The organism is Psychrobacter sp. (assembly GCF_036731945.1).
Classification (GTDB): domain Bacteria; phylum Pseudomonadota; class Gammaproteobacteria; order Pseudomonadales; family Moraxellaceae; genus Psychrobacter.
Genome location: NZ_DAINDI010000012.1, coordinates 23,754 through 41,429 on the forward strand (window position 1 = coordinate 23,754; position 17,676 = coordinate 41,429).

Sequence of the window (17,676 nt, forward strand, 5' to 3'; positions counted from 1 at the left end):
AGCGGTTTTAACAGCGGTAATTATGCCTCTGCCGCGATAGGTTCAGGGAGTCTTTCAGCTCATTCGGCTAACGGCAAAAATGAAGACTTTGATAGCTATCAGGGCAGTACCAGCGCCACCATTCAAGACCATGTGCGCTGGCAGCTGAACTTTAAGCGCCTCTCCGAAACAGATACGCTTATCGCCGAATATCTTATGGATTCTATGGATGAAATGGGTTTTATACGCCTTGATATCGATGAGTTGCTACAAAGTTTCGATACCATCGCCAGCTTTTATCAATGGGACGAGCGCGTCGAGTACGATGAGGTCATGGCGGTACTGCGCATGATTCAATCGTGCGACCCGCTTGGCGTTGGCGCACGCAACCTCAATGAGTGCTTAGCGCTGCAATTGTCCAAGCTTGATACGAATACAAAATATCTTAAAGAAGCCCAAGCGCTTCTCTCAGCCAGTGAGCATTTGGTCAGCAATAACATCAAAGCCTTGACTGAACTTACCGGCCTCGCGCCTGAACAAATTACTCCAGCGCTTAACCTGCTACGTACGTTAAACCCATCACCCGGCCTACTATTTCGGAGCAGTCAGCCCGATTATATGCAGCCGTCAGAAAGCTATGATATTCCTGATGTATTGGTCACGCCGATTCGCCGCCACAATAGCAATCACAGCACCGATAATAAAAATGGAAACGACACGACTGCGCAAGTAGACGGCTGGCAAGTGCGCCTCAATCCTGACACTTTGCCTAAATTACGGGTCAATCAAGAATATGCCAATTTGGTCAAACGCGGCGATGACAGCCCTGACAATCAATATCTGCGCGAAAATCTCACCGATGCGCGCCTGTTTATTCGCAGTATCGAAGAGCGCAATCAAAACCTTTTAAAAGTCGCGACCAGTATCGTACGCTACCAGCAAGAGTTCTTGCAACATGGCGCCACTGCCATGCAGCCCTTGATTTTAAAAGCTATTGCCGAAGAAGTTGATTTGCACGAATCCACCGTTTCGCGCCTCACTACGAGCAAAACCATTTTGACACCACAAGGGTTGTTTTCCCTTAAGCATTTTTTTTCATCTCACGTTAGCAGTAGCGACGGAGACATCTCCTCAACCGCCATCAGCGCCATGATTAAACAGCTTATCGCTGATGAAGACCCGAAAAAGCCATTATCTGATAGCCGCATAAAAGATTTTTTATTTGCAGAAGGCATCGATATTGCCAGACGCACGGTTGCCAAATATCGTGAAGCAATGAATATCGGATCATCCACTCAGCGTAAACAAAAATATTAAATGTTGTCATTCAACGACTTATAAATGTCATACCGCCAAAATCAAGCCAATTTAAACGTAAATAAAAAATAAAATTTTTTGATTATATAGAAACATTCATGAAACATCATTTTTTATTACATTTGCTTACAATTTGATGGCTTGCTACTCTTGGGTTTTCATGACAAATTAGAGTCATACCAACAACGAAAACCAAGTATCGGTTTGGCCGATTTAGTCAATTTAACAAATGATAAAAATGTATTTTAATTTTTTATTTTAATAAAGGAGTAGAGCTTTAAAGCCGTTGGTCATTAAAAAATGATAAGCCAAACTTTATGATAAGAAAGATACTGGGTGAGTGATTGGTAAGGTGGAATGATAAAAGCTGTAAAGCGCGATCATCTGCTGATTGTACGTAATAATATAAGCAATAATAAAAGGACGATAATATGAATGTTTCTATCAGTGGTCACCATATCAGTGTTACCGAAGCCATGGACAACGCCGTTCGCGAAAAGCTTGTAAAAGTAGAACGTCATTTCGATCAGATTCAAAGTATTCAGGTAAAATTATCGCTAGATAATAGCGGCTCAAGTGAGGGCGGTAAAAAGACCCATAAGGCCGAAGCGATTATGCGAGTTGCAGGTCAAGAAATGTTCGTCCAAGCCTGCGAAGACGATATGTATAAGGCCATTAATGATATGGCGGACAAGCTTGATAGACAAGTACGTAAATATAAAACCCGTCAGGATCGTAAGAAAACTCAAGGTCCAGGGCGCGATGAACGCTACGAAGAGCTAACAGCTGATGATGCGGCACCTGCCATGTAATGGGTTCGTCACTGCTCTAAGTAGTATTCACTACAGCAACCGCTCTACATAGTAGCTGACTTTGTTATTATGACTGCTTGGTAAATATAGCCTATAAAACAATTATTACAACTGGCGTATTTATTGAGCAGGCATACTTATAATAGTAGCTTCATATATGGTCAAGTCGTCAAAATAGTTTAGTTATTAAAATTATGACAAATAAAAAAAAGACCTAAACGTCTCAACGTTAGAGGTCTTTTTTATTGCTTAATATTTATACATGAAAAAATTAGCGGGCTAATATTTGCTTAACCACCACCAACTGCTTGTACCACTTCTATATTCATACCTTCAACGATACGCATTTTATCAAGCTCGCTTTTTGGAATCAGTTCACCATCGATTTCAACCGCATAGCGACCTTTACTCAGTCCAAGCTCATTGACGACCATTTGGACGGTTTGATGCGTGGTCTGCAATTTTTTACCATTAACACTAATATTACTCATAATAGGTGCTCCCTAAAAGTTAATAATCCTTTGTTACTCATCCATTAACCCATTTTGTTATTCAACTTAAACAGTATGGCCTAAACGAAATGTCGAGACCGCAAGCCATAGCCAACCTACAATCATCAGCATACCGCCGATAGGAGTAATCGCTCCAAGCCAGCGCGGTGCCCCAAGCGTCATGGCATATAAACTACCCGCAAAAATAAGTGCGCCGATTTGTAGCAGCCATGCCGTGGTCTGGGTCGTATAATTAAGACGAATAAGAATACCAACGAGCAATAAGCCAAGCCCATGTACAAACCAATATAGAGTTGCCGTCTGCCACCATTCAAGCTGCTGGATACTGACCGAATTTTTAAGCCCATGAGCGCCAAACGCGCCCAAAGCGACAGCGATAGCCATATTAATAGCGGCGATACTTATCCAATTTAGCATGGTAAAACTCGTGTTATAAATAGAACTTTTATCATAGGTAAGCTTTAACTAATAAGCTAAATTTATTGGATATCATCGGGCAAAATAACGCTATCGATGGTCATGGCTTCACGGATTTTATCCATGGCGTTTTTTTCGATTTGGCGCACACGTTCTGCTGAGATAGAGTAAACCGCGGCTAGCTCATGTAAGGTTGATTTTTGCTCAGAAAGCCAGCGCTGTTCAACGATATCGCGTGAACGGTCATCTAACGTATCCATTGCTGCTAGCAGAGCCGATGAATTGTTCTCTTCCCAATCATCCTCTTCAACCATCTCTGCAGGGTCGATACCATCTTCTAAAAACAGCTGCGGCGCGTAGCGGCCATCGTCATCATCGCTCGATTGCGCTTCAAACGACGCATCATACGAGGTCAAGCGCGACTCCATTTCAAGCACTTGCTTGCGCGTTACGTTTAAATCGTTGGCGATTGCATCGGCTTCTTCGAGCGTTAACTGGTTGTTGGTCTTTTTCAGGCTGCGTAAGTTAAAGAATAATTTACGGTGCGCTTTAGTAGTAGCAACTTTAACAATGCGCCAGTTACGAATGACAAATTCGTGAATCTCGGCCTTAATCCAATGCACGGCGAATGAAACCAAACGCACACCTTTATTAGGATCAAAGCGTTTGACCGCTTTCATCAAGCCCAAGTTGCCTTCTTGGATTAAATCGGCTTGCGGCAGACCATAGCCTGAGTAACTACGGGCAATATGAATGACAAAGCGCAAATGTGACATGACCAGTAGGCGCGCCGCTTCAACATCGCCCTCATCATAATAGCGGTGAGCAAGCTCTTGCTCTTGAGTCGGTGTCAAAATCGGAATTTGATGCACGGTATTAATATAAGCACCCAGATTTACGCCAGGCGCTGATAAATGCGTTGGCATCGCTGGCACCAAGTCACGGGTACGTGTATCGCCAAGTGCGCTGGCATCGTAAGGCGGACGCGCCGCAGCGGCTTTCAAGGCCGCATCGCGTGCTTCGTTTTTTTCAGCTGCTACGCTGTCTTTTGTACGGGTATTTGCAGCATTATTAGAAGTATTAGTCATATTCTTGACCTTGGTTAAATAGATAAGCAATGAGTCAGATAAAAATCTTATAGTTATAATTGTAAAGGATAGCGCCGCTTAGTTGCTATCAGTTTTGGTAATGATGAAGTGATATATTGTATCAACAGAATCTTTAGATTTTGCTTCTAGACTTTTTCCGATATTTGCCGCTGTTGATTGATTGATGATCAATAATAAGGGATTCGCTGTGCCTGTTTGCTGGCTCTGCTGACAAAAAGCGCTGATATCAGCTTGTGAGTTTGGGTCCGTGGCAATGACATATAGCGACTCACCAACCGCTACTTCTCGTAGCGCCACTTTGGTTTTTAATAGTGGCATAGGGCAGGCAAGTCCGCGCCCATCGACCATGTTTTTAATAGTTATTGGCTGTTTTTGCTCTGCACTAGCCGCTAGGTCGAAATTTTCTACTAAGCTAAGAGTCGCTGCTGGCAATAAATCGAGCAGCTGCGTTATCGATTGCTGCTGCGCGTCAGACACGGTTTCGGCAAAATAAATAGGATATGAGTCTCGTACAATGACAGATTGGTTATCAGTAGACATAAAATAAACCTTTAAAATATCAATGTTTGAGAAAGTAGCACTTGTCGCCTACATAAAACAAGCATTTATCAAGACTTACTATTATAGCAAATTGCCACTACTCAATTGCAGTTGAATATAGTTATCATAATCATTGGTCAATCAGCACATCTAATGACGACTGGGAGATCGTTTCAAACTTTACATTTAACAATTGGCTTTATAACGCTTAAGTTTACACAAGCATGTTGCACAAGCGTGACGCGTGGCAGCGTTATTGGTAGCCAGATGCAGACGGCAATTGACCTTCGACAAACAAGCTCGTATAGTCAAAAAGACGTTAGAATTACTCGTATAGGATACGCACTTGTATTATTTTCATAGACCAGCACTGCTTAAAAAATTGCTGTTTCAAAAATCGCTGCTTAAAAAGCCGGTAACGACATTAACAGGCGCTTTTTCGCTAAAGGTGGGTATATCTGCTACCTTACTGATACTGGCAACTACCGCCAATAGTGCTGGTACGCAAGTCGCGCCATTTACTTATGGTTCATGGCAGACGTCCCATGCTGAAGAATTAGATTTACCCAATTTGCGCGGGCAGGGGCTAAGCTTTGCTGAGCAATATGAAAATAAACTGCTTGGTGAATGGTCATTAAGAAACATCAATAGTCGCGCGAAGATGGAGCACGATCCTTGGATTTATGAAACCATAAAAGAGATGACATGGCGGCTAAATGCGCAAGCTCGCCAGCAAGCGCCACTGGGTTTGGTTATTATTGATAACCCCAGTATCAATGCTTTTGCAGCGCCCGGCGGGGTAATTGGGCTCAATACCGGGACGATACTGGCAGCGGGCAGCATGGATGAGATTGCCAGCGTCGTTGCTCACGAGGTGGCTCATATTAGTCAGCACCATTATGAGAGCGGCGCGGATGAGCGCAAAAAAGCCTTGCTGATGCAAATAGGCGGTATGCTGGCAGCGATTGCGGCATCAGCGGTCGATGGCGATGCGGCGGCGGCAGTCATGATGGGCAGCCAAACCGCTACTATGAATAGCAGCATGGCTTTTAGCCGTAGTAATGAGCGTGATGCCGACCGCGTTGGCATGCAAATCATGAACCAAGCGGGTTACGATCCACGCGCCATGCCGCGCTTTTTTGCAACAATGAATCAAAAAAGCCAGCTCAACCAAACTGCCAATCAATTCCTACCCAGTTTTGTGCGCTCGCATCCTTTGAGTAATGAGCGTTTGAGCGAATCGCAAAGCCGCGCCCAGCGTTATGATGCTCTGCCATTGTCCAAGCAGCAGCGCCATCAAGCTTTGTTTGATTTGCTCTATTGGCGCACGCAAAGCACGGGCGAGCATGTCTCTAAAACCGCATTGACGACCGCCGCGAAAAATAGCGTGGGCGCAAAATTGGCGTTGATGTATTGGTATGGCGAGCAGCAGCGTTTTGGCGAGGCCAATGAGCTATATACGGAGCTGTCAGCGCTACCTGCAACACAGCGGAAAATACTCGAGCCGTTATTGTCCATTACCCAAAGTCAAATTCTCACTGAGCAAAATAAATGGCAACAAGCGGCGGAACTGCTTGAGAGTCAGCAGCGCTTATATCCTGAGCGCCGCGATTTGCGTCTTTATTTAGCCGAAGCGCTGACCAATAGCAATCAGCCAGCTAAGGCGCAAGCACTGCTTAAGCCCTTGACTGAGCAGCAGCCAAGTGACCGCTATGCATGGCAAAGCTTGCAACTGGCCAATGAAAAAATAGCAAAAACTACTGATTCGCCGCAACTGGCAAAAATCGCTACTATCAACGCGCTGCGTTATCGTAGTCACGACCAGCTGTGGAGCGGACGTTATGAGCGCGCGCTGACTTCCTTAACGCAAGCCAAGCAATTAACTGAGCAAATGCAAAAAACTGCGCAAGCAAGTAGTGCCCGACCGTTACTTGCTAATATTAATGCGGAAATCAAAGCGGTAAAAACCGCCAAAGACTTTAAGCCTTAGGCGGTTGTTTGCTAGCTTGGGTCGATACGCAGATTAAGAATATATAACTTTTCTTAACTTCAATTAACCTTGCAAAGCGTCTTTGACCAGCTTAGAAATTAATGCGGGATCAGCACGACCTGCGGTTTTATTCTTTAACACGCCCATCACGCTGCCCATATCGCGCATTGAGGTGGCGCCTTGCGCTTTGATTTCGGTATTGACCAAAGCGGCAAGCTCGGCATCATCCATTTGTTTTGGCATAAACTCATTGATAATATCAATCTCGAACTGCTCTTTACTGGCCAAATCATCGCGGCCGTTTTCGGTAAAGATAGACAAGGACTCATGACGCTGTTTGAGCTGCTTTTGTAGCACTTCTAACACTTGTGCATCGTCAAGCTCGGTTTGGCGATCAATCTCAATCTGCTTGACCACCGATTGAACGTTGCGCAATACTTTGACGCGCTCAAGCTCGCGCGCTTTCATAGAAGTTTTGATGGTGTCAGATAACGTCTGTTTAAGCTGGCTCATTGTTATTATTCCTTATGAGTATGGATAAAATAGTTTTTGGTAAGTGTTAAATAAAAATCTGCTGAGCATTTATCAGCAGTAATAACAAAAATTGTAGCATAAAAAACGCCACTGTTATTCATCGATAACAGTGGCGTTAGTGTAGCGCTGGTAGGTAGCTAATCGTATTAGTGATTAGTACATACGAGTGGTACGAATAGTTTCGCGTTGTAATTTTTTCTTATAACGCTTTACAGCAGCGGCTTTTTTGCGCTTGCGTACTTGCGTTGGTTTTTCATAAAATTCACGCTTACGTACGTCTGATAGAACGCCGGCTTTTTCACAAGCACGTTTGAAACGACGGATAGCGATGTCAACTGGTTCGTTTTCTTTAACCTTAACTGCAGGCATGAAATCTCCTTGATTAGGATGAGATATAAGGGCATTAGTTTGGCTGTGTATTAGTATTTAGCCGTAATATCTCAAGATTATCGGCATCAGCTCAAACTAGGATAGTCTTGCGCACTAGCACAAGGGCGCCTATTTTAATCAAAAATTGCAGTAAAGTCAAAGGCTTTAGCGTATTTATACATAATAAAGGCTTAAATAGAGGTCAAATAATAGACAATAAAATTTAACGACGGCGTATATAGATAGTGAGAATTAACTTAAGGCGTGAGTGTTAATACTTTTAATAATCTTTTAACAAATAATCAATAAATTGTGGACAAAACAGCTGTTTAGCAATAACGGCTTATATGGAGTCTATGGTATCCTATACTCAGTCTGTCGCTCATATTTAAGCTGCTTTAAATTTCAAGATTTAGCTGTTGAAACTAGACGCTTAAAAAGACGCCGAGACAGACGTTACAAGGCTTTTATAGCTATTATTTTGAGGATCTTTGAATGAAAAATGGCATGAAGAAAACAGCGATTGGTACCGCATTATGGGCGACATTGTTTCTGACGATGGGCGTCAGTTTAAGTGCTTGTAGCACTGACAAGGAAGAGGCGGGCGCTGAATCAGGTGAAGTCTTAGCAAAAGATAAAGTCGATGAAGCTTCAGAACTTGCACGTGCAAACGCACCTGAAGCAGAAGATATGGACTTCCCAGAAACAGCGCCGATGCCTGCTGCTGAAACGGCAGAAGGGACAGAAGAAGGCGCTACGGGTACTGAAGCTGCGACTGCAGAAGATGGCGCAGCGGCAGATACGGCTGTGGCAAGTGCTGATACAGACGCGGCTACTACTGATAGTGCTGCGGTGACAGATACCGATGCGGCCGCTACGACTACTGATACGACTGAGCCTACAACGAACTAATAGTATTTAGTAGCTATGAGTAATTAAGTGAGTAAGCCGCATGCTCATTTCATAATAGCGATTCATCATTGCCAGCTACTATTATTACTACTAATATGCCAGCAATGATATTGAGGTTTACATTAACAATCTATAGATGAGGGAATAACTATGACTATGCAGCAAAATACAATAAAGAAAAAATCCGTTGCTAAATTGGCGCTCACAAGCCTAAGCTTGAGTGCAATTTTGGCATTAAGCGCTTGTAATGGTGGCGACAATACAGCGGCTGAAGAGCCAGCTACTACCACTGAAACTGAAACTGAAACGGTGGCTGTAGAACCTGAAGCGCCTGTAACAGAAACCGAAGTGGTCACACCTGAGCCTGCGGTTGAAGCAGAGCCTACGGAAGTCCCTGTTGTAGAGGCTGAACCTGAAGCTGCTGCTGAGCCAGAAGTGTTGGCGGCCGATGCCGGTGCTCAGCTGTACGAAAAGCAGTGTAAAGTTTGCCATGAGAATGGTTTGCTTGACGCACCAAAATTTGGTGATAAAGAAGCTTGGGCACCGCACCTTGCCAAAGATATAGAAACGCTACATATGCATTCTGCTAAAGGCTTTAATAAAATGCCTGCGCAAGCGGTTGGAGACGTCACTGAAGCACAAGTGCATGCCGCAGTTGATTATATGGTTGCTGCCGCTCGCTAATATTACTTATTGAAATTTGCTAGAATGACCGCCATTGTAAGCTAACAGTGGCGGTTTTTTATTAATGCTACAAAGCAAATATAAAGGCACATAGATGAAAGTATTGGGTTTAGAGACCTCCTGTGATGAAACAGGTCTGGCGATTTTTGATAGCGAGCAGATAGATAGCAATAATAAAGGCTTGCTTGGGCAAGTGCTGTATTCACAGATAGAGCTGCATGCACTTTATGGCGGAGTAGTGCCTGAGCTTGCCAGCCGCGACCATATTCGTAAGCTGGTACCGTTATTCAACGAATTGCTAGAGCAGTGCGATATCACTAAAAATGAGATTGATGCGATTGCTTATACCAAAGGGCCGGGACTTATAGGGGCGCTGATGACGGGCGCATTATTTGGACGTAGCTTGGCTTATGGCTTGGATGTGCCAGCGATTGGCGTTCACCATATGGAAGGACACCTATTAGCGCCTTTGATGGGAGCGAATCCGCCAGCGTTTCCATTTGTCTCCTTACTGGTTTCTGGTGGTCATACTTTGCTGATTGCCGCATATGGTATCGGGCAATATGAAATCCTTGGTGAGTCTATCGATGACGCGGCGGGTGAATGTTTTGATAAAGCGGCTAAAATGCTTGGTCTGCCATACCCTGGTGGACCAAATATTGCCAAATTGGCAGAAAATGGCAAACAAAATGCCTATGACTTACCGCGCCCGATGCTACATCGCGGTTTAGATTTTTCCTTCAGCGGTATGAAAACGGCGGTGCATAATCTTATCAAGGACACTGATGGCTCCGACAGCGATCCAAAAGTGCGCGCCGATATTGCGGCAAGCTTTCAACATGCAGTAGTTGATACCTTGGTGAAAAAATGCGTCAAGGCACTGAAACAAGTCGAGATGAGCCGCTTGGTGATAGCTGGCGGCGTCAGTGCCAATAGCCATTTGCGTGAGACATTAGAGCGCGAGCTTGCTAAAATCAATGCTAGCGTTCATTATGCGCCGCCAGCCTTATGTACCGATAATGGGGCGATGATTGCTTATGCCGGTTACGAGCGCCTGCAAGCCGGTCAGGCAGATGATTTGGCTGTTAGCTGCGTCCCGCGTTGGCCGATGACCGAGCTGCCTGCGCTATTATAAATGCTATCTTATACTTAACCTATTAAACTTTATCTTACTCAAGGATAGCTTATGCAATGGCTTGCAATTGGATTAGGTGCTGCCATTGGTGCTTGCCTGCGCGGCTGGTTGGCGCGTTTTAATCCGCTGCATAGCTGGATACCGCTCGGTACGCTTGGTGCCAATGTTTTAGGGGGGCTATTGATAGGGCTTGCTTTAGTTTGGTTTGAGCGTATTGGTAGCGGCTTGTCTCCCAATGTCAGGTTGTTTGTCATAACTGGTTTTTTGGGTGGACTGACGACTTTTAGTACCTTTAGTGCTGAAGTATTTACTTTTATTAATGAAGGGCGCTTGCTGGCAGGTTTGAGCTTAGTGTGGTTACATGTGGGACTGACATTACTGGCAACGGCAATTGGGTTTTATTTCTTTAAATTGGTTTTGTAATAATAAAAATGTCGCAATAAAAAAGAGCCATATTAATTTTTAATACGGCTCTTTTTTAAACAACTTTTTAAAAAAAGCACTAGCTATACCGGTTTTACAATCCCTTCTAATAGACTGGCGAACCCTTGCATATAAGCCATATCTTGGCTTGCGGTGCGCGTCGCTGCATAGAGCTGACAGTAGACGCCACTGCCTAATGGGCGTGAAACTACCCAACCTTTTTTCTCATACTCGCTTACCACCCAATCAGGCAGTGCCGCCACCCCGCGCTCGCTAGCAACCAATTGAATTAGCATCGCCGTGAGCTCGGTGGTACGAATCGCTTTAAAACTGACCTCTTCTGGGGTCATAAAATTGGCAATGATATCGAGGCGCTTAGCTTCTACCGGATAGGCAATCAAGGTTTCAGCAACCAAGTCTTGGGCATGAATAAATGGTTGCTCAGCCAAGTCGTGAGTCGGCGACAGCACCAAACGGCTCTCGTATTCAAACAAAGGCTGATAACTGATGCCCTCTATAGGTAAATTACTGGTGGTAATCAATAAATCGATATCACCTTCTTGCAGTAAATGATGTGGCTCAGGCTCAAAACCAGTGGCAAAATCCAGCTCAACATCTGACCATTCGCGACGATAGTGATTGAGAATCGGCATCAACCAATCGAAGCAGCTGTGACATTCAGACGCAAGGCGCAATCTGCCTGCCTGCCCATGTGCCAAGCGCTTTAAGTTGGCTTTGGTGCGCGTGACCTGCGGCAGGATGCTATCAGCCAGCGCCAATACTGTTTTGCCCGCTGGGGTAAAGGTCAGCGGACGCGTGCGCCGATTGACCAAGCTAATATCGTAGTAATTTTCCAATTCTTTTAACTGATGGGAGACCGCAGAGGCGGTGACATGCAGCTCATCGGCAGCAGCGGCCAATGAGCCATGGGCTCGCAGCGCAGTTAGTGTATTAAGATGACGGAGCTCTAGCATAAAATAACCTAACCACTGACGTTAAAGAAATAGGAAAATAGGTGTTTAGAATCTTGAAAAATCATAGGCGCTTTTTGCCTAAAATTACATTGCCATTATTTTACCGTAAAAATTAAAACTAGCGCCGACGCAGCAGTAATTGCGAGATAACCACTAAAACTAAGGAGGCGACGAGTAAAATTGTCCCAATCGCGTTGACCTCAGGTTTAAGTCCCACGCGCACCATAGAATAAATACGGAGCGGTAAAATCTCATAGCTAGGGCCGGTCACAAAGGTCGATACCACCACATCATCAAGCGATAAGGTAAAGGCAAGTAGCCAACCAGCCATAACGGCTGGGAAAATCACTGGAATCAACACCGTACGTACCATCGTTGATTCGCTAGCACCCAAATCTCGCGCCGCTTCCATCAAACGCTCATCCAAACTACTTAAACGCGCAAAAACCGTAATAACCACAAACGGTAGGCAGAAAGTAATGTGCGCTAGTAGCAGCGAGACAAAACCAAGCTGCAGGCCGATCAATAAAAACAGCGCCAATAGCGATATCGCTAACACAATCTCAGGTGACATCATCAGCACAAATAACAGGCCATTTAGCAGCCCTTTACCGCGAAAGTCATAACGATGTAGCGCCAGCGCAGTCAAGGTACCGATAACGGTCGAAACCGTAGCAGCAACCAACCCCAAGACAATAGAATGCCAAAAGGCATCAAGCATTGCTTGATTGTTAAATAACGACTCGTACCACTTTAAACTAAAGCCGCCCCAGTTATAACCGATTTTTGATTTATTAAATGACATTACCACCAAAACGATGATGGGCAGATATAATAAAATATAAATCAGACCAAGATAGCTTTTGGCGGCAATATTACCTAATTTGATAGAGCGTTTATTTTTAATTGGAGTACTATTCAGTGAACTATCAGACATTAGGCCACCTCGCTAAAATCAGTCTTGCCAATACGGCGGCTACTGGCGCGGTAAGCGAGTAATAATACTGCCATCGCAAGGGTCAATAGTACACTGGCAGCAGCGCCAAATGGCCAGTCACGCGCGTCTAAAAACTGGTTTTTGATAATATTACCAACGAGTAAATTACGCGAGCCGCCTAAAATATCGGCGACATAAAACATCCCCATCGCTGGTAGTAGTACCAATAGCACCCCTGAGATAATCCCTGGTGTCGTTAATGGTAATACCACATGCCAAAATGTCTGTCGCTTTGTAGCGCCCAAATCTTGCGAGGCGAGCAGCATATCATTGCGCAAATCACTGAATACCGCATACAGCGGCAGCACCATAAAGGGAAATAACAAATAGGTTAAACCGGCAATGACCGCGCCTTGGGTATATAAAATATCAATGGGCGCATCGATAATGCCGATGGCTAATAAGGATTTATTAATCAACCCATTGCTGGCAAATAATAGTTTTAGCGCATAGGTGCGCACCAAAGAGTTGGTCCAAAATGGCAATATCAGCATGAGCATCAACAGTGGCTGCCAGCGTTTATCTACTCGAGAAACAAACCAAGCAAACGGGTAGCCAAGTAATAAGCAAATGACTGTGGTGATACCCGCCATCCATAATGAATGCACAAAAACGTCAAAATATAGCGGGTCAATCATGCGCACGTAACTGTCGAGAGTGACCGGCAAACTAATAAAAGCGGTGCTATCACGCGTTAAAAAGCTGACGGCAATCACCAGTATATTTGGCAATAGCGCAAAGATGAGCAGCCAACCCCAAATTAGCCATAGCGTTGCCGTACGAAAAGGACTTTTATTACTTGTGCCAGTAGGTGCCATTAGTAGATATCCTTTTGGGCAGCTAATTTGCTCGGGCTGTTATTTAGCCCGTTATCAATGCTGCTAGCAAGCGTATCATCTTGTTCTTCTGGCAACACCCATTCCCAGCCATCGACCCACGATACTTTGACGCCTTCGTTAAGCTTATAATCAAAACTTGGGTCGTCTTCATCGAAGAACTCCGAGGCTTTAATAATATGGCCGTTGGTTAGCTCAATAATCGAGTCTAAGGTACTGCCTTTATAATTACTTTCAATCACCCGCCCGAGTAAGCCACCATGTTCTTTATCATTGGGGTCATAAATGCGTAAATCTTCAGGGCGCAATAGTAAATTGACGATATCGCCAACTTGCACGTCATTGGCAAAGTCAGGGCGGCGCAAATTACGTAAGGTCGTCGGCCCCTCTTGCGCTTGTGCTTCGCAAACTTCGACCTCAATACGGCCATTGGTCACGCGCCCATCACGGTCAGCCTGTTCAGGATAGACGCCTTTGACTTCTGCTTTAAATAAATTGGTCTCACCGATAAATTTGGCGGTAAATAGGTTGGCAGGGGTTTCATAAATCTCAATCGGCGTACCAATTTGTTGAAATCTGCCGTCTTTCATCACCGCAATGCGGTCTGACATTGACAGCGCTTCTTCTTGATCGTGGGTGACAAAGACAAAGGTAATGCCAAGCTCACGTTGCAGACGTTTAAGCTCAGATTGCATTTGCAGGCGCAGTTTATGGTCGAGCGCCGATAGTGGCTCATCGAGCAATAATAGCTTAGGACGATTAATCACCGCGCGCGCAATCGCCACCCGCTGCTGCTGACCACCGGATAAATCTTGCGGTCGGCGATTGGCAAGGTGTTCAAGTTGTACCATTGCCAGCATCTCACGTACCCGTGTTTGAATTTCATCTTTTGGCACTTTTTTTAATTTAAGTCCGTAAGCGACGTTTTGCGCCACCGTCATATGCGGAAATAACGCATATTGTTGAAACACGGTATTGACCGGACGCTTATCCGCTGGCAAGCCTGCCATTTGCATCCCATCAAGATAAATCGCCCCAGCGTTAGGCTGCTCAAAACCCGCAATTAAGCGTAGCAAGGTCGTCTTACCGCAGCCTGATGGACCAAGCAAAGTGATAAACTCGCCATGCTGAATATCAAGGTTGATATCCTTTAAGACTTCGGTTTGATCATAAATTTTTTGGAGACCAGTCAGCTGCAGCAGCGCCTTGTCAGTAGTGGGCGACACAGGCGCGGTTTGCAATTTTACATTCGATTCGGTCATAAGGTTAATTCCTAAAACACCAAATGCGCAGCAGCGCTAAAATACTAGTGACTGGCAGCAATTTGCATGTTGTTAAGTCTGGCGATAAGCGTTGGCTATATATGGAGTATGGTTGCTGGGTATTATAACAAACCCTTGTTATAAGTCAGTGCAAGTTCGTTATCGGTTGGTTTAGGTTGTTAAAAAAAGAATGAGCTAAATGCTTGGCTGCAAATTTCTTGTCTTGCAATGCTTTGGCTTGCAATGCTGCCATCTTACAATAAAGAATTTTTACCGTTTTTTTACCTTGCTTGCGCTACAATAATTTTATGTATGCTACATACAAGGATATTTGCAATAGCAAACGGCTAAGTTTAAAAGATAAGTTTAAAAGATAAGCTTAAAAGATAAGCATAGCTAAAAGCTGTATTTAAAGTAGAAAACAGAAAGCTAGCGCAATTTATAATTTAAACCTTTCGATAAACAAGGACCCTTTATGCCTAACAGTAACCGCCCAAAAACTGGACAAGAAGCACTGGCACTACTCAAAGAAGGTAATGTACGCTACGTAGAAAGTCTGACCAGCACTGACCCCTGTATGCAAAAACGTCCCGAGCTGATCAGTGACCAAGACCCATTAGCGATTATTTTGGGTTGCTCGGACGCCCGTGTCCCAGTTGAGATTGTGTTTGACCAAGGTTTGGGCGATTTGTTTGTTATACGCGTGGCAGGTAATGTGGTTGCGCCATCGCAAATTGGCTCGATTGAATTTGCGGCAGAAAAATTTGGCACCAAACTGGTGGTAGTGCTTGGGCATTCGCACTGCGGCGCGGTGACTGCTTGTGTCGATGCGCTGATCAATCCTGAGCAAAACTATTCGCCAAATTTACAATCAATCGTCGATCGTATTCGCCCAAGTGTCTATAACTTACATGAGCTGGCAACGGCCAATGGTCAAGACGTCGATGCGGATGAATTGGTTGATCGCTCTATTCGTGCCAATGTGCGCATGTCGGTTAGCCAATTAAAGCATGGTTCGCGCGCGCTAGAAGACTTAACCAGTAGCGGTCAGCTACTCGTCGTTGGCGCTGAATACAATTTAGAGACTGGAAAAGTACGCTTTTTAGATACTTAATAGCTATTTATCATTAAACGTTCGGAATGGTGGGTACGATTTGATTTTGCACGTACCTGTTATCAATAGTTCATAACGGATAAATGACGATCAAAATACTTAGATATTGGAAAAATTATGACGGATTTAACAGATTTAGACGCTAATAAAGACAGTATCGCTCAGCCTGCAAGCAGCGTAAAAGCAGAAGGCGTGCAGCCGATTTCAGCGCAGACAGCAGGTTATACTTTTAACCACACCATGCTACGCGTCAAAGACCCTGCCAAATCATTGGCCTTTTATACGGGTATTTTAGGCATGACGTTATTGGCGGTAAAAAAATTCCCAGCGATGGGGTTTGATTTGTATTTTTTAGCCAAGCTCACTGAGAGCGAGCGGGAAAATTTGCCAGCGGGCGACGATTTAGAAATTTTTGCCTTTCGTCAGCGTGGTATTTTAGAGCTGACCCATAACTATGGCACTGAAACCCAAGCGGACTTTAGCTATCACGATGGCAATGGTGAACCACAAGGTTTTGGTCATATTTGCTTTAGTGTACCAAGCCTTGATGAGGCAGTTGCTTGGTTTGATAAAAACAACGTCGAGTTTAAAAAGCGTCCAGAAGACGGTAGTATGAAAAATATTGCCTTTATCAAAGATGTTGACGGCTACTGGATTGAAATCGTCCAAGCGGACTTAATGGGTTAAATAAGTTACTCTTTAATCAATAAAAAAGCCGCTATATTAACAATAGCGGCTTTTTTGTATCTGAAAGCGAATACTCATTAGTCTTTTTTCACTTTGAAATCGGTATGGCATGATTTACAGCTGTCACCAACTTGTCCAAGCGCAGGTAAGACTTGATCGACACTGGTTGCAGTTTGTGCCGCCGCATTCAAGTTAGCAGTGGCTTTTTGGAAGTCATCAGCTTCAGCGCGGAAACCGTCAACATTGCTCCAAACCGCTTCAGTAGCATTACCCGTGGCTTCTTGGTTTTCAAAGTGGCTCCAAGGATTGGCAGAGTCTTTTGCTAAAAATGCCGCTTGCTCTTTAAAGACTTCGGCATCAAACGTATCAGGCGCTTCAGCCATGTCGCCCATGATGCCCATCGCATCGCCCCAGCTTTTCATGGTGTCTTGACGCGCTTTGACGTCAGGGTCAACTGGCGTACTACAAGCTGTTAGGCCTAAGGCGGCTGCCATCAAAGTTACGCCGACGATAGACTTGAATGATTTATTATTAGAAAGCTGTGCCATCTGTATTGCTCCTTTATACGTGGCTAATAAAAAGGTGCCGAAGCACTTGCATGCTCGCCACCTGTTATATTGCTACTATGAATTGAATGTTATGTGGTTGTTCTAAATATTAAAGACAGCTAAGTTCTGGTCTTTTACCATATAGCCTGTTAAACCGACATGGCTTTAAATCTATACCACTTTAAACCCATACTGCTGTTAATTAAACCTCAACAGGCTAAAATAAAGTAGGATAATAAAGTACCTTTTTGTAATGGCATCTTTGTAATGGCATTTTAATCTGCTGTGAACTGTCGCTAAAGCCCATGTCATATGCTAAAAATGACAATAACCTATCTAACAACTGGGCTGCTCTCAAATAAAAAATAGTAAATAATAAAGGTCAGCAGTAACGCTGACCTTGATAGTGTTTTTCTGAAATTTTAAAGAGAGCAAATAGGGCTGTTAAAACAACAACCAAAACGCTGTCTGCGGCTTATTATGCCAATGACGCCTATAAAGTCAACCAATCACGCGGTTTTAGAT

Annotated in this window: 20 protein-coding genes; 9 read left to right on the forward strand and 11 right to left on the reverse strand. The window is 44.3% G+C overall.

Translation table 11 applies throughout. The features are described from left to right. A partial coding sequence (locus V7D75_RS03930) for an RNA polymerase factor sigma-54 (protein ID WP_333613494.1) occupies window positions 1-1,296 on the forward strand: 1,296 nt, incomplete at its 5' end. Window positions 1,297-1,727: 431 nt separating this feature from the next. Then, a complete protein-coding gene (hpf, locus tag V7D75_RS03935; RefSeq protein ID WP_333613495.1) occupies window positions 1,728-2,108 on the forward strand; it encodes a ribosome hibernation-promoting factor, HPF/YfiA family in 381 nt (126 codons plus the stop codon). A gap of 290 nt (window positions 2,109-2,398) precedes the next feature. On the opposite strand, the gene thiS is transcribed toward hpf, so the two are convergent. From thiS to V7D75_RS03955, 4 genes are all read right to left on the reverse strand, one after another. Then, on the reverse strand, window positions 2,399-2,599 hold the full coding sequence (gene thiS, locus V7D75_RS03940) for a sulfur carrier protein ThiS (RefSeq protein ID WP_102077024.1): 201 nt from the start codon (window positions 2,597-2,599) through the stop codon (window positions 2,399-2,401). A gap of 66 nt (window positions 2,600-2,665) precedes the next feature. Beyond that, window positions 2,666-3,037 (reverse strand): DUF423 domain-containing protein, encoded by a 372-nt coding sequence (locus V7D75_RS03945; RefSeq protein WP_333613496.1) that lies wholly within the window; start codon window positions 3,035-3,037, stop codon window positions 2,666-2,668. Window positions 3,038-3,099: 62 nt separating this feature from the next. After that, a complete protein-coding gene (gene rpoH / locus V7D75_RS03950) occupies window positions 3,100-3,963 on the reverse strand; it encodes an RNA polymerase sigma factor RpoH (RefSeq protein ID WP_197488882.1) in 864 nt (287 codons plus the stop codon). Window positions 3,964-4,203: 240 nt separating this feature from the next. Next, window positions 4,204-4,686, reverse strand: a complete 483-nt coding sequence (locus V7D75_RS03955; protein WP_333613497.1) for a sulfurtransferase TusA family protein — start codon at window positions 4,684-4,686, stop codon at window positions 4,204-4,206. A gap of 346 nt (window positions 4,687-5,032) precedes the next feature. Here V7D75_RS03955 and V7D75_RS03960 point away from each other — a divergent pair, with 346 nt between their 5' ends. After that, window positions 5,033-6,676 (forward strand): M48 family metallopeptidase, encoded by a 1,644-nt coding sequence (locus V7D75_RS03960; RefSeq protein WP_333613498.1) that lies wholly within the window; start codon window positions 5,033-5,035, stop codon window positions 6,674-6,676. A gap of 63 nt (window positions 6,677-6,739) precedes the next feature. Here V7D75_RS03960 and V7D75_RS03965 read toward each other — a convergent pair whose 3' ends face one another. Both V7D75_RS03965 and rpsU read right to left on the reverse strand, forming a co-directional pair. Then, window positions 6,740-7,189 carry a GatB/YqeY domain-containing protein gene (locus V7D75_RS03965; RefSeq protein ID WP_333613499.1) on the reverse strand — a complete coding sequence of 150 codons (450 nt, stop codon included), beginning with the start codon at window positions 7,187-7,189 and terminating at the stop codon, window positions 6,740-6,742. 174 nt (window positions 7,190-7,363) lie between these two features. Beyond that, a complete protein-coding gene (gene rpsU, locus V7D75_RS03970) occupies window positions 7,364-7,579 on the reverse strand; it encodes a 30S ribosomal protein S21 (RefSeq protein ID WP_010195908.1) in 216 nt (71 codons plus the stop codon). Between the two features lie 495 nt (window positions 7,580-8,074). Between rpsU and V7D75_RS03975 the strand changes: the two genes are divergently transcribed. From V7D75_RS03975 to crcB, 4 genes are all read left to right on the forward strand, one after another. Beyond that, on the forward strand, window positions 8,075-8,491 hold the full coding sequence (locus tag V7D75_RS03975) for a hypothetical protein (RefSeq protein ID WP_333613500.1): 417 nt from the start codon (window positions 8,075-8,077) through the stop codon (window positions 8,489-8,491). A gap of 150 nt (window positions 8,492-8,641) precedes the next feature. Continuing rightward, complete coding sequence (locus tag V7D75_RS03980) at window positions 8,642-9,175, forward strand: c-type cytochrome (protein WP_333613501.1); 534 nt, start codon at window positions 8,642-8,644, stop codon at window positions 9,173-9,175. A 94-nt stretch (window positions 9,176-9,269) separates the two neighbouring features. Further along, window positions 9,270-10,310, forward strand: coding sequence for a tRNA (adenosine(37)-N6)-threonylcarbamoyltransferase complex transferase subunit TsaD (tsaD, locus tag V7D75_RS03985; protein ID WP_068406309.1), 1,041 nt, complete (start codon window positions 9,270-9,272; stop codon window positions 10,308-10,310). A 51-nt stretch (window positions 10,311-10,361) separates the two neighbouring features. Beyond that, a complete protein-coding gene (gene crcB, locus V7D75_RS03990; RefSeq protein WP_068406312.1) occupies window positions 10,362-10,733 on the forward strand; it encodes a fluoride efflux transporter CrcB in 372 nt (123 codons plus the stop codon). Window positions 10,734-10,816: 83 nt separating this feature from the next. Here crcB and V7D75_RS03995 read toward each other — a convergent pair whose 3' ends face one another. The 4 genes from V7D75_RS03995 to potA all read right to left on the reverse strand — a co-directional run bounded on the left by V7D75_RS03995 (window position 10,817) and on the right by potA (window position 14,802). Beyond that, on the reverse strand, window positions 10,817-11,707 hold the full coding sequence (locus V7D75_RS03995; RefSeq protein WP_068406314.1) for a LysR family transcriptional regulator: 891 nt from the start codon (window positions 11,705-11,707) through the stop codon (window positions 10,817-10,819). A 118-nt stretch (window positions 11,708-11,825) separates the two neighbouring features. Then, window positions 11,826-12,644, reverse strand: coding sequence for a spermidine/putrescine ABC transporter permease PotC (potC, locus tag V7D75_RS04000; protein WP_333613502.1), 819 nt, complete (start codon window positions 12,642-12,644; stop codon window positions 11,826-11,828). Further along, window positions 12,644-13,522, reverse strand: a complete 879-nt coding sequence (potB, locus tag V7D75_RS04005; RefSeq protein WP_333613503.1) for a spermidine/putrescine ABC transporter permease PotB — start codon at window positions 13,520-13,522, stop codon at window positions 12,644-12,646. The genes potC and potB overlap by 1 nt, the downstream gene beginning before the upstream one ends. Further along, window positions 13,522-14,802: a spermidine/putrescine ABC transporter ATP-binding protein PotA gene (potA, locus tag V7D75_RS04010; RefSeq protein ID WP_333613504.1), complete on the reverse strand. Its 1,281-nt coding sequence runs from the start codon at window positions 14,800-14,802 to the stop codon at window positions 13,522-13,524. Before potA ends, potB begins: the two co-directional genes overlap by 1 nt. Before the next feature lie 475 nt (window positions 14,803-15,277). Here potA and V7D75_RS04015 point away from each other — a divergent pair, with 475 nt between their 5' ends. Both V7D75_RS04015 and gloA read left to right on the forward strand, forming a co-directional pair. After that, window positions 15,278-15,916, forward strand: a complete 639-nt coding sequence (locus tag V7D75_RS04015; RefSeq protein WP_068406318.1) for a carbonic anhydrase — start codon at window positions 15,278-15,280, stop codon at window positions 15,914-15,916. A 117-nt stretch (window positions 15,917-16,033) separates the two neighbouring features. After that, a complete protein-coding gene (gene gloA, locus V7D75_RS04020) occupies window positions 16,034-16,603 on the forward strand; it encodes a lactoylglutathione lyase (protein ID WP_333613505.1) in 570 nt (189 codons plus the stop codon). 77 nt (window positions 16,604-16,680) lie between these two features. Here gloA and V7D75_RS04025 read toward each other — a convergent pair whose 3' ends face one another. Then, complete coding sequence (locus V7D75_RS04025; RefSeq protein ID WP_333613506.1) at window positions 16,681-17,151, reverse strand: c-type cytochrome; 471 nt, start codon at window positions 17,149-17,151, stop codon at window positions 16,681-16,683. Between the last annotated feature and the right edge of the window lie 525 nt (window positions 17,152-17,676).